The sequence below is a fragment of the Chelativorans sp. YIM 93263 genome (genome assembly GCF_028767125.1).
Classification (GTDB): Bacteria; Pseudomonadota; Alphaproteobacteria; order Rhizobiales; family Rhizobiaceae; genus Chelativorans.
On sequence record NZ_JAKCWP010000002.1, the window covers coordinates 570,167 to 582,830 of the forward strand.

The window sequence follows — 12,664 nt, forward strand, 5'->3', positions numbered from 1 at the left end:
TAATATTCCGTTACATTCCGTTACCGCCTTCAATTAGCCTGGCGACGCAGGAAGGCGGGAATTTCAAGATGATCCTCTTCCTTTGAAGCACGGGGCGATTCGCTCACGCGGCCATGTTCATCAAGCTGGCCACGCCGCGGTGCATAGAGCTGGCTCTCATTATTCGAGCGCCGCTGCTCCGGCTCACGTAGCTTCGGCTGAGGCGGCTGCGGCGCGGAATAGCCTTCGTCCTCACGCCGGGACAGTCCGTTGGTCAGCCGCTTGAGCAGGCCCATGGGACCGCGCTCCTCGTGCTCCTGAACGACCTGGCGTTCCGCACCCGCATTCATCTCGGCCTGCACCATGGGCGGAAAGTCTTCCACCCGGGGCATCCGCGGCTGCGCGGAAGACTGCTCCTGCTGCTGCTGCTGCGGTGCAGGTTCGGAATAACCGCGTTCGTTTTGCTGAACCGGTTCCGCTCGCACAGCTTGCGCGGCACCGCCACCCTGGGCCGCGACCGGCTGAAGGCTCGGTGTGGACGGCTGAGGCGCGGCCTGCCTGGGCTGGGCCTCAACGGGCTGCGGAACGCTTTGCCGGAATAGCTTGCTCTGCGGCTGAAACTCCTGACCACCGCTTGAATTGGCCGCACGCGCGGTATTCGCCGCCGGCTCCTGTGCCGGCGCGGCCCTGTTCGGAGCGGGTTGCGACGCCGGAATTTCCGTCTCCGTACCAGTTGCCGGCCTCGGACGCTGGGTTTCCTGCATCTGCTCGGCGCGAGGCTGCTGTCGCACGGCGGAAGGCGGCGCGGAAATCTCCGTCGCGGCCTTGTCGATCCCGGTAGCCACTACCGAGACGCGGATGACACCTTCCAGATCCTCGTCGAAGGTGGCACCAAGAATGATGTTGGCCTCGGGGTCCACTTCCTCGCGAATACGGGTTGCCGCCTCGTCGACTTCAAACAGGGTGAGGTCGCGCCCGCCGGTGATCGAGATGAGCAGGCCTCTGGCGCCTCGCATGGACGTCTCGTCGAGCAGAGGATTGGCAATCGCCGCCTCGGCCGCTGCCATCGCACGCCCTTCTCCGGAGGCCTCGCCCGTACCCATCATGGCCTTGCCCATCTCGCGCATCACCGAGCGGACATCGGCGAAGTCGAGATTGATGAGGCCTTCCTTCACCATCAGGTCGGTGATGCAGGCAACGCCCGAATAGAGCACCTGGTCCGCCATCGCGAAGGCGTCGGCGAAGGTGGTCTTGTCATTGGCGATCCGGAAGAGATTCTGGTTCGGAATGACGATCAGCGTATCGACGCACTTCTGGAGCTCTTCGATGCCGGAGTCGGCGATCTTCATGCGCCGCTGCCCTTCGAAGTGGAAAGGCTTCGTCACCACGCCGACAGTCAGGATGCCCTTCTCACGCGCCGCGCGCGCTACAACCGGCGCGCCGCCCGTGCCCGTGCCGCCGCCCATGCCGGCCGTCACGAAGCACATATGCGTGTTCGAGAGGTGGTCCATGATCTCGTCGATGCATTCCTCTGCGGCCGCCTGGCCGACTTCCGGCTGCGAACCGGCCCCGAGCCCCTCCGTTACTGCCGCGCCAAGCTGGACCAGTCGCTCGGCCTTGGATGTGGTCAGCGCCTGGGCATCCGTGTTCGCCACGACGAATTCAACGCCGTCCAACCCGGCCGTGATCATGTTATTGACAGCGTTACCGCCGCCGCCGCCAACACCGAAAACGGTGATCCGCGGCTTTAGCTCAGTGATATCCGGCTTCTGAAGATTGATTGTCATTGTCCTCGTCCTTTTCGCCTTTCCTGCCGCCTCGCCGCTGCGGCTGATAACTCTACGTCATTTCCCATCAGAAACTGTCCCGTAACCATTGGCCGACCCGGTGGATTGGGCCGGCCGTTCCCGTGGCGCGCATGAAAATGCCCCCCTTTGTTCCGCGACTCTCGAACTCCGCCACCTGCGGATAGATCAAGAGGCCGATTGGCGCCGCAAAGGCGGCTCCCTTCGCCGCTTCCGGAAGACCGGCCACGCCGAGCGGCCGGCCCAGGCGGACATTGCGCCCCAGCAGACGGCGCCCCGCTTCCGGAAGGCCGGTCAGCAGACTCGCCCCGCCGGTCAGCACAACTCGGCGGCCGATGAGGCTGCCATAGCCCGAGCGATTGAGCCTGTCGCGCACGAGTTCCAGCGTCTCCTCTACACGGGCGCGCACGATGCGCGTCATGGCCGCACGCGGTACCTGCAAGGGCTGCTCGTCCTCGTCGCTGCCCATGGGCTGAATGGTCACCGTATCGCGATCCGCATCTCCAGCTGGCAGCGCCGAACCGTGCATCACTTTCAGCCGCTCGGCGTCCTCGAGCCGGGTGGACAGGCCGCGCGCGATATCCATCGTCACATGATTGCCGCCTATAGGCAGCGCGTCCGCGTGCACGAACTTGCCATCGACAAAAACCGAAATCGTCGTTGTGCCGCCGCCCATGTCGATACAGGCCGCGCCCATCTCCGCCTCGTCATCCACTAGCGCCGCAAGCCCGCTGGCATAGGGCGTGACCACCATCCGTTCGACGGCGAGGTGAGCCCGGTTTATGCAAAGCTCCAGATTGCGCAGCGGCACAGCGTCGGCGGTCACGACATGCATGTCGACCCCCAGCATGTCACCCACCATTCCGCGCGGATCGCGAATACCGCCCTCCAAATCCAGCGAGAAGGCAACGGGCAGCGAATGGACCACCTCACGCTCTACCCGGAGCGCCTGCCGCGCTCCTGCGGAGAGAACCCGGTTCACATCCGATTTGGCCACTTCGTGCCCGCCCAGCTTGACCGTGGCGGATGCCTGCTCGCTCTTCAGCCGGCCGGCCGAGACATTCACGATCAGGGAATCGATGGTGAGCCCGGCCATACGCTCCGCGGCATCCACGGCAAGGCGAATCGCCTGTTCGGCCCTGTCGAGATCAACGATCACACCCGATTTCACACCCAGCGACTTCTGGTGTCCTATCCCCAGCACCTGAACGCGGTGCGTGCGGGTGGAAAGGGCGCGTCCGCCCTCATTGGGCAAAAGCCGCGCTATAATGCAGCACACCTTGCTGGAACCGACATCAAGAACCGAGACGATACCGGAACGTGCCTGCGTGTCTCCGCGTCCACCGAGAAACCAGCTCATATCCTGGCCTCCTCTTCCTGCCGCGCCAAGCGCTCCTCGAAGCGTGCCTTGCGCGTTTCTGCCGCTTCCGGGGTGAGCGCTATAGTGAGCCGATCCGGCAGGCGCAGATCGATGGCAGTTATATCACGCGCAAAGAGCGCGTAATCGGCGTCGAGCCGCGAAGCCTCCGCCATTGCGGCTTCGACATCGTTTTCCGGCAGCTTGATCGTCACGCCGTTGTCGAGGATCAGGTTCCAACGCCGGTCGGCCACGCGCACGTAGGCACGCACGCGCCCGGCCAGCCCCCGAACACGAGAAACATCCGCCACGAACTCCGGCCCAGCCTCCGCAGCCCCTGCACCGATCACCAGCGGCAGTGACGTGTGACGGCCACCCGAGAACGGCGCGATCACGTCACCATCTTCTTCGATCACGAACAGTCGATTGGCGCGTTGCCAGAGGGCAAACGGCTCCCGCTCGACGATCTGGACCTCGATTGTGGCAGGATAAACCTTGCGCACCGTCGCCGCTTCCACCCAGGGAAGTTCCGCAATCCGCTCACGCGCAGCGCGCACGTCGAAACCGACCATCGACGTCCAGCCATCGAGCCCGATGCGTTGCAGCACGTCGATTTCCGAAGTCTCGCGGTTACCCACCACCTCGACATCCTCGATCGCAAGGCCAGCACGCGCGGTTACAGCGCCGATGCCGTCATCAAGATGCCCGCCCTGCAACGCCCCGTAGGTGCCGGCGAGAAAGAATAGAGACCCGGACGCAATTGTCGCAGCAAAGGGCGGTACGTCCACCTGCCCCGCGAAAACCCGCCGCAACACGCGTGCAGGCCGACGCAACCAGCGCGGCAGCATGGGAACCGCGCCAGCGTGGCTGCTTTTCGACCTCAACGCGAACAAGACGCGTCCTCCACCATCCAAGCCAATAATTCGCCAAAGCTGTATCCAGCCTGGGCAGCGATGTCAGGCACGAGGGATGTCGGGGTCATCCCCGGCTGGGTATTGATTTCCAACCACGCCAATTCGCCCTCGCTTGAATTACGGTCATCGAACCGGAAATCCGAACGGGTAACACCCCGACATCCGATCACCTCGTGCGCCCTTAGCGACAGTGTCTGTATTTTTTGGTAAATATTTAGTGAAATTTCTGCCGGACAGACATGTTTTGATCCTCCCGGCACGTACTTCGAATCGTAATCGTAGAAGGCGTGGCCGACCGGAATTATCTCGCAGACGTCGAGCACCTTGTCGCCCAAGACCGCGCAAGTCAGCTCCCGCCCCTCGATGTAGCGCTCGGCCATCACCCGGTCGCCGTAAACCCATTCATCCGAGCCCAGAAATTGGGGCGGATTTGATTGCCCCTCGCGCACGATGACGATACCGAAGCTCGACCCCTCCGCCACGGGCTTGAGGACATAAGGAGGATCAATTGGATGCCCTTTAGCGACATCAAACCGATTGACGATGCGCGAGGGAGCCACAGGAATTCCAGCCGATTGCGCTACGCGCTTGGCCATATCCTTATCCATCGCAAGCGCCGTCGCGAGCACACCTGAATGCGTATAAGGAATAGCCAGATATTCCAGAATGCCCTGTATGGCGCCGTCTTCGCCAAAGGGGCCGTGCAGCGCATTGAAGGCGACATCCGGCCTCAAGTCGGCCAGGACACGCGCGACCTCACGATCCACATCGACACGCGTAATCTTGTAGCCCTCCGCCTCGAGAGCGTCGGCGCAAGCATTGCCCGAAGACAGACTGACCGGCCTTTCGGAGGAAAACCCGCCCATCAAAACGGCGACATGCTTCTTGCTCATATGACGGCAGCCCTTTTCAGCCGCGCCCTTTCCGGCGTCGTCACGCAATCTATCCCACTACACGAATGAAACACCAACCGGCAGAAAACACGCCGACTCAAATCAGGGAACGCTTTTGACTAAAGAATCAGAGAGTTGAGTCCGTGGCAAGGCCCCCAGGATTCCCAGCGATTCAATTTTTCGGAAAATTGCAAAAAAGTGATCGCGGCATCGCATGACGCCGCTCACCTCTCGCCTTCAAAGCCCGCGCTTATGGCCGCAGAAAAACGCAGCGCCCGAGGCCGCGATCTGATAACTTGCAACAGCTATTCGGAACCGAGGCAGAGTTTCCATGCGCTTGGACACAACACCCCCCACGAGTTTCACTTGGCCCGATATCCCGTATACAGCTTGGCGCGACACATGCGCCGCCCTACACCTGTACCTGCAGATCGTCGGCAAGTACCGGTTATCGCGCACGCCTTGGGTGAATCATTCCTGGCACGCGACGTTTTACGTCAATGCCCGCGGCCTCACGACTTCACAAATTGTCGACGGGCCAGGCGGAGCGATCGAAATCGAGTTTGACCTGATAGACCACGTAGTGATCGGAATGGGAGCGGACGGGCGGACGGAACGCTTCGCGCTGGATAGCATGTCGGTTGCGGATTTCCTTTTCCGGTTCCTGGATCTCATCCGCGCCCTCGGTGGCACTGCCGAACTGCACGGACGGCCGAACGAAATTGCAGATGCAAAGCCATTCGCGGAAGATCGGCAGCAGCGCCCATACGACAGGGACGCCGTCACACGTTTTCACCAGGCTCTCATTCAGGTCGATCGCGTGCTGAAACAGTTCCGTACAAGCTGTTTCGGTAAAGTGAGCCCGGTGCACCTGTTCTGGGGCAGTTTCGATCTGGCGGTAACCCGGTTCTCCGGGCGCATCGCACCACTGCATCCCGGTGGCGTTCCGGCTCTCCCCGACGAGGTGACGCGTGAAGCCTACAGTCACGAAGTTTCCTCCGCCGGCTTCTGGCCGGGTGGTGGAGGCGTCGACTATCCCGCCTTTTATTCCTACGCCTATCCGGCACCGGAAGGCTTTTCGCAAGCGCGTGTCGAGCCGGAGGCCGCGTTCTATAGTCCGGAGCTTGGCGAATTTCTGTTGCCATACGACGCCGTCAGGCTGGCAAGCGATCCGGATGCCGCCTTGAGCGCGTTCCTCGAAAGCACGTATGTTGCAGCGGCGAAGTTGGGACATTGGGATCGCGGCGCGCTGGAATGTAGCCCAGGCAGGCCGCGGCAGCCGCGGCCTATTTGAACTGCTGGAGCAGAAGCACAAAATGAATCGTGATCCCGGACCGCAAAAGCAGACGCCGCCTGTAACGCGGGAGGAAGACTCTTCAAAGGGTCGCTACCTTATCCGCATTGAGGAACACGCGGCGGAGATGACCTATTCGCGAGCTGGCGAGCGGCTGATCATCATCGACCACACCAGTGTGCCGGATGCACTTCGCGGGCGCCGGCTCGGCGAGGCCCTGGTGACGCGGGCGGTGGAGGACGCGCGAGCTGAAGGCCGACGAATTATCCCGCTCTGCCCCTTTGCCAAGTCGGTGATCGCCCGCCATCCCGAGTGGCAGGACGTTCTGAGAGGATGATGCGGGGCGGCCGTGTCCATGGCCATTGCTCTTGAACTGCGCTTTCAGCCCTCTCCCCGTCCCAGGAAAGGCTCGACGATCCGACCCGGCTCGAACTCGCCCATCCGGCGAATCTCCCATTGGAGCTTGATGCCCGAGGTCTCCAGAACGCGTGCACGCACGGTCTCGCCCAGAAGCTCCAGATCATAGCCGGTTGCCTCTCCGGTATTGATCATGAAGTTGCAATGCATGGACGACATCTGTGCGCCGCCGATCGTCAGCCCTCGACAGCCCGCCTTGTCGACCTCTTTCCAGGCCGAGCTGCCCTCCGGATTCTTGAAGGTCGAGCCGCCGGTCTTTTCCCGGATCGGCTGCACCGTCTCGCGGTGGTGCTGCACCTCATCCATGGCGGCGCGAATGGTTTCGCCGTCTTCCGGATATCCTTCCATAAGGGCGGACATAAAAATGAGATCGGCCGGAGCGGTGCTCTTGCGGTAGCTGTAGCCCATATCGGCGTTCGAAAGCACATGCAGCTCGCCTTTGCGGTCGAGCGCCCGCACTTCGACAACGCGCTCGCGCGTTTCCACGCCGTTTGCGCCGGCGTTCATGCGCAGTGCGCCGCCGAGCCCACCGGGAATGCCGTGGTAAAAATGAAACCCGCCGATCCCCGCCTCCAGCGCTGTCGCGGCAAGCCGCTTGTCGGGAATGGCGGCCCCCGCTCTGATCTGCGTTTCGGAAACGGCCTCTGCAGTGCCAAATCCCCTCGCTGAAAGACGCACCACAAAGCCCTTCAGTCCGCCGTCGCGCACCAAAAGGTTAGAGCCGATGCCGACGACGGTAACAGGAACTTCCTCCGGCACGGCGCGCAGGAACTCGGCCAAATCCTCCTCATCCTGCGGCTGGAACAGAACTTCCGCCTCACCGCCCGCGCGAAACCAGGTGATCTTGTCCATGCCAGCTTGCGGAAGAAGCTTCCCGCGCAGGCCGGAAAGCCTGCCCCCCAGCCTGTTCACGAGAGTGGATTCGCTCATGCATCAAGCTCCTGTGGCAGCGCATAGGCCCATTGTGTGATGTTGCCTGCGCCAAGGAAAACAACGTAATCCCCCGGCTTGGCCATTTCGCGCACGAGGGGCGCAATGGTTTCGGGCCCTTCTATCGTGCGCGCGTCGCGATGGCCCGCCGCGCGCAGGCTGGCAACCAGCGCCTCGGAGGAAATGCCGTCGATGGGCGCCTCACCGGCTTCGTATACCGGCGCGACGAGAACAGTATCGGCGTCATTGAAACAGGCGGAGAAATCATCGAACAGGTCGCGCAGACGGGTGTATCGATGCGGCTGGGCCACGGCGATAATCCGTCCCTTGGCCGCATCGCGCGCAGCGCTCAACACCGCGCGTATCTCCACCGGATGATGGCCGTAATCATCGAAGATGTCGACGCCGTTCCAGCTGCCGGTCTGCGTAAAGCGGCGCTTCACGCCCCCGAACGAAGAGAGCCCCTTTCGGATCTCCTCCGCCCCGATGCCGAGTTCATGCGCCACCGTCACAGCCGCAACGGCATTCGAAACATTATGCCTGCCAGGCATCGGCAAACGCAGCCCCTCGATCGTGGTAACCTGCTTCGACTTGCGCTCTCGTAGCGTCACGTCGAAAACGGATACGGGCCCATCCATTCGATGATGAGAAAAACGGACATCCGCCTGGCGGTTCTCGCCATACGTGACGATCCGGCGATCCTCGATTCGCCGCACCAGCGCCTGCACCTCCGGATGGTCGATGCACATAACGCCAAATCCGTAGAACGGAACATTCTCGACGAACTGGCGAAAGGCCTCGCGTACCTTGTCGAACGAGCCGTAATGGTCGAGATGCTCCGGATCGATATTGGTCACGACCGCGATTTCGGCCGGCAGCTTGAGAAAGGTGCCGTCGCTCTCGTCGGCTTCGACCACCATCCAGTCGCCCTTCCCCATGCGGGCATTGGTATCATAGGCGTTGATGATGCCGCCATTGATCACCGTCGGATCGAGCCCGCCAGCGTCTAGAAGCGAGGCGACCATGGAGGTCGTCGTGGTCTTGCCATGCGTGCCGCCAATGGCGACGGCTTGACGAAAGCGCATCAGTTCCGCCAGCATCTCGGCGCGGCGGACAATAGGAAGAAGGCGCTCCCGTGCTGCCTGGTACTCCGGATTATCTCGCTTGATGGCTGTTGAGATCACGACCACCTCTGCCTGATCGAGATTCTCCGGTGCCTGGCCGACGGCTACAGAGATACCCTTTTCACGCAGCCGCTTCACATTGGCGTTTTCAGCCTGGTCGGAGCCCTGCACTTGATAGCCCAGCGTATGCAGCGCCTCGGCGATACCACTCATGCCGATGCCGCCGATGCCGATAAAATGCACGACCCCGATCGTCTGCGGCATCTTCATGCGTGTGCTCCCTGTTTGAAATCGGCCACCGATTTGCCTGCTGCGATAGCCTCCGTGAGATCGGCGAGCAATGCGGTGGCGTTTGGCCGTCCGGCTTCGCGCGCCGCCGTTGCCATGGCTGCAAGCTTCTGCGGTGCGTTGATGGCAGCCTCCAGCAGGCCGCGCAAGCGCTCGGCGGTCAGTTGATCCTGCGTGACGATTTCGGCTCCTCCGGCTTTCTTGAGTGCGGCTGCGTTTGCCGCCTGATCGTGGTCGAGTGCATGCGGGTATGGCACTAGAATGGCAGGGCGGCCGATGATCGAAATTTCTGAAACCGTGGAGGCCCCGGAGCGAGCGATTATAAGATGTGCCTTCGCGATCCGCGCCGCCATGTCGGTGAAAAAGGGCGAGACTTCCGCCTCGATCCCGCGCTCGGCATAGGCTGCACGCAGTGCCGCCTCATCTTCCGGCCGCGCCTGCTGCGTTAGCGACAGGTGTGAACGTACATCCTCCGGCAGCAGTGACACAGCCTCGGGAAGAACGTTTGAGAAATGCTGTGCGCCCTGGCTGCCGCCGAAAACCAAAAGCTGGAATGGCTGCCCCTTCTTCGGCAAGACGTAAGGCGTCTCGGCCGCTTCCAGAACCGCAGGCCGCACTGGATTGCCCGTCGCCACTGTCCTGGCGGCAAACGCGCCCTCACCTTCCGGCAGAAAACCGCCGGCAATAGCCGTCACCCGGCGTGCAAGCGCCTTGTTGGCCCGCCCCATGACCGCATTCTGCTCATGGATAAGCGTGGGCACGCCGCGCCGCGTGGCTGCATAAAGCGGCGGCAGCGTCGGATAACCGCCAAAGCCGACCACCACACGCGGCTGCAGTCGGGCGATGAGCGTGGAAGACTGGCGCACGCCTCGCCAGATCGTCAGCGCGCTGCGCACCAGCGAAACAGGATTGCGCGAGCCGAACGTCGCTGCCTCAACCGGGTGGACCTCCTCGGCAGGAAACGCGTCGGCAAAGCGCTGGGCGCGCTTGTCACTGACGAGATGCACCGACCAGCCCCGCTCCTTCAGCGCATGCGCCAACGCCTCGGCCGGAAATAGGTGTCCACCGGTGCCCCCGGCGCAGAGGAGGATGTTCTTGTCTTCCATATCAGCCCGCCACCGCCTCCCGCCCGGTGACATGACCATAGTTCAGCGGCACTCGCTTTTCCGGCCGCCGCCGCGTGAGCGCCAGCACGATACCCATGGAGATTGCCATCGCGAGCAGCGAAGACCCGCCGTAGGAGACGAAAGGCAACGTCATACCTTTCGCCGGCATCATGCGCACATTCACCGCCATATTGATGATCGATTGGAATCCGAACAGGATAACAAGCCCGCTCACCGCGTAGCGCATGAAGTCGTCGCTTTCGCGCCGCGCCAATATCAGACCACGCAAGACGATAAAGGCGAACAGCGCCAGGATTATCATGCAGATGACGATCCCGAACTCCTCGCCGGCCACCGCAAAAACGAAATCCGTGTGTCCATCCGGCAGGATCCGCTTGATCGAACCTTCGCCGGGGCCTTGTCCAAGCCAGCCCCCCCGCGTGATCGCCTCCAAGCTCATGTCCACCTGATACGTATCCCCTTCCCCGGTGATGAAACGGTCGATGCGGTCCGCCACATGCGGGAAAAAGGAATAAGCGGCAAGGGCACCGGCCAGGCCGAGCCCTCCGAGCACCAAAATCCAAAACCAGGAAACCCCGGCGATAAAGAACATTGCGCCCCAGGTGCCGAGCAGCAGTATCGTTTGCCCGAGGTCCGGCTGAGCAATCAGCAGTGCCAGGACAAGCCCCAAAAGGATCATCGCGAAGAAGTTGCCCGGAATTTCCGGCTGACGCGCATGCTCGGCAAAAAGCCAGGCGCAGATTACCACAAAAGCGGGCTTCATATACTCCGAGGGCTGAATGGAGACGCCGGCGATGTAAATCCAGCGCCGCGCCCCCTTCACCTCCATGCCGACGAAGAGCGTGGCCACCATCAAGACCAGCGAAACAATGAGCATCACCAGAGTGAGACGGCGTGCATTTCGGGCATTCATGAACGAAACGCCAATCAACGCGATCACCGCAAGCAGCATATAGGCGATCTGCCGCGTGACGAAATGGAAACTGTCGAGCCCGATACGCTCGGCTACGGCAGGGCTGGCTGCGAAGGAAAGTACAACCCCCATCCCCATAAGCAGCAGAAACGCGGCGAGAAACCAGCGGTCGACGGTCCACCACCAGTTCGCCACCGGACTGCGGTCGGTACGACTGATCATCCCTTCCCTCCGATTGCTTCCACGCCGGCGAGCGAAAACACCGCCTCGCGAAACGCTTCACCTCTGATCTCGAAATTCCTGAACTGATCAAAACTCGCACACGCCGGGGATAGCAGAACCACGACTTCCTCCGCAGGATCGTCCTGCGCATCACGTGCGGCATGCTCGACCGCAGCGGCTACAGTCCCCGAAATTTCGTAAGAGGTCCCCTCGCCCAAGGTAGCCGCGAAGGCTGGCGCCGCCTCGCCCACGAGATAGGCCTTGGCGACGCGCGGGAAAAGCGGTCGTAGCTTCTCGATGCCCCCTTCCTTGGGAAGCCCTCCCACGATCCAGTAGATCCGCGAAAAGCTCGATAAGGCAGGAGCCGAGGCATCGGCGTTGGTGGCTTTGGAGTCATTGACGAACAGCACCTGCCCGCGCCGGGCCACCTGCTCCATGCGGTGCACGAGACCGGGAAAGCTCTCGAAGCCAGCCTGGATTTCCTCGCTGGAAAGCCCCGAGATACGACAGGCGGCGAGTGCGGCCAGCGCATTCTGTGCGTTATGCAGCCCTCGCAGCGAGCCGACACCGTGCAAGGAAACGAGCGGTTCCGCTCGTCCCGCCTCGGCGTGCACCAACTCTGCCCCATGCGCGAAGTAGCCGGTCTCCAGCGTCTGCGATACAGAGATGCGCACGACTTTCCGCCCTGCTCGTTCCAGCCGGTCCGCCACCGCCGCGCCGTGCTCGTCATCCACACCGACGATCGCCGCGGCGCTACCGGCGACCAGGCGCTCCTTGATGGCCACGTAGCGCTCCATCGTGCCATGACGGTCCAGATGATCAGGCGACAGATTAAGCAGAATGCCCACGGTCGGATCGAGGGTTGGAGCAAGATCGATCTGATATGACGAACACTCCACGACGTAGTGCCGCTCGGCTTCCGGCCGATCCAGACTCAAGACCGCCCTGCCGATATTGCCGCCCATTTGAGTGTCGCGCCCGGCGGATTTCAGTACGTGGGAAATCAATGCCGTGGTGGTCGATTTGCCATTGGTGCCGGTCACCGCAATGAAAGGCGCCTCAGGCGCACGCACCCGCCGCTCCCGCGCGAAAAGTTCGATGTCGCCGATGATCTCGACACCATTGTCCCGCGCCAGATCGACCGTCCAGTGCGGCCGAGGGTGGGTCAGCGGCACACCCGGCGCGAGCACGAGCGCGTTCAATGCGCTCCAGTCCACCTCTCGCAGATCCGTAGTGGAAATACCCTCATCGTTCGCACGCTCGACGCTTTCGGGATTGTCGTCCCAGGCTGTGACTGCCGCACCGCCCTCCACCAACGCACACGCTGTCACAAGTCCGGAGCCACCCAGCCCGAAGACAGCGACCCTTTTTCCGTCGAAGGTGGAGGCGAGGATCATGGCA

At 62.2% G+C, this 12,664-nt stretch carries 11 protein-coding genes; 2 read left to right on the plus strand and 9 right to left on the minus strand.

Features of this window, described 5'->3' with window-relative positions; all coding sequences use genetic code 11:
* Positions 1-29 precede the first annotated feature (29 nt).
* The 4 genes from ftsZ to LY631_RS06910 form a co-directional block, all read right to left on the minus strand.
* Complete coding sequence (gene ftsZ, locus LY631_RS06895; RefSeq protein WP_274424406.1) at positions 30-1,766, minus strand: cell division protein FtsZ; 1,737 nt, start codon at positions 1,764-1,766, stop codon at positions 30-32.
* A 67-nt stretch (positions 1,767-1,833) separates the two neighbouring features.
* On the minus strand, positions 1,834-3,144 hold the full coding sequence (gene ftsA, locus LY631_RS06900; protein WP_274424407.1) for a cell division protein FtsA: 1,311 nt from the start codon (positions 3,142-3,144) through the stop codon (positions 1,834-1,836).
* Positions 3,141-4,034, minus strand: coding sequence for a cell division protein FtsQ/DivIB (locus tag LY631_RS06905; RefSeq protein ID WP_274424408.1), 894 nt, complete (start codon positions 4,032-4,034; stop codon positions 3,141-3,143). Before LY631_RS06905 ends, ftsA begins: the two co-directional genes overlap by 4 nt.
* The gene (locus LY631_RS06910) at positions 4,022-4,948 is read right to left on the minus strand and encodes a D-alanine--D-alanine ligase (RefSeq protein ID WP_274424409.1); all 927 of its coding nucleotides are present in this window, start codon (positions 4,946-4,948) and stop codon (positions 4,022-4,024) included. Before LY631_RS06910 ends, LY631_RS06905 begins: the two co-directional genes overlap by 13 nt.
* A 331-nt stretch (positions 4,949-5,279) precedes the next feature.
* Between LY631_RS06910 and LY631_RS06915 the strand changes: the two genes are divergently transcribed.
* A complete protein-coding gene (locus LY631_RS06915) occupies positions 5,280-6,242 on the plus strand; it encodes a DUF5996 family protein (RefSeq protein ID WP_274424410.1) in 963 nt (320 codons plus the stop codon).
* Between the two features lie 22 nt (positions 6,243-6,264).
* A complete protein-coding gene (locus LY631_RS06920) occupies positions 6,265-6,579 on the plus strand; it encodes a GNAT family N-acetyltransferase (RefSeq protein WP_274424411.1) in 315 nt (104 codons plus the stop codon).
* Between the two features lie 44 nt (positions 6,580-6,623).
* On the opposite strand, the gene murB is transcribed toward LY631_RS06920, so the two are convergent.
* Genes murB through murD form a run of 5 tightly spaced genes read right to left on the minus strand, consistent with a single transcriptional unit; the run spans position 6,624 to position 12,660 of the window.
* Positions 6,624-7,589, minus strand: coding sequence for a UDP-N-acetylmuramate dehydrogenase (gene murB / locus LY631_RS06925; protein ID WP_274424412.1), 966 nt, complete (start codon positions 7,587-7,589; stop codon positions 6,624-6,626).
* On the minus strand, positions 7,586-8,983 hold the full coding sequence (gene murC, locus LY631_RS06930; protein WP_274424413.1) for a UDP-N-acetylmuramate--L-alanine ligase: 1,398 nt from the start codon (positions 8,981-8,983) through the stop codon (positions 7,586-7,588). Before murC ends, murB begins: the two co-directional genes overlap by 4 nt.
* The gene (murG, locus tag LY631_RS06935) at positions 8,980-10,107 is read right to left on the minus strand and encodes an undecaprenyldiphospho-muramoylpentapeptide beta-N-acetylglucosaminyltransferase (protein ID WP_274424415.1); all 1,128 of its coding nucleotides are present in this window, start codon (positions 10,105-10,107) and stop codon (positions 8,980-8,982) included. Before murG ends, murC begins: the two co-directional genes overlap by 4 nt.
* A 1-nt stretch (position 10,108) precedes the next feature.
* Positions 10,109-11,263, minus strand: a complete 1,155-nt coding sequence (gene ftsW / locus LY631_RS06940; RefSeq protein WP_274424417.1) for a putative lipid II flippase FtsW — start codon at positions 11,261-11,263, stop codon at positions 10,109-10,111.
* Positions 11,260-12,660 (minus strand): UDP-N-acetylmuramoyl-L-alanine--D-glutamate ligase, encoded by a 1,401-nt coding sequence (gene murD, locus LY631_RS06945; protein WP_274424419.1) that lies wholly within the window; start codon positions 12,658-12,660, stop codon positions 11,260-11,262. The genes ftsW and murD overlap by 4 nt, the downstream gene beginning before the upstream one ends.
* Positions 12,661-12,664 lie beyond the last annotated feature (4 nt).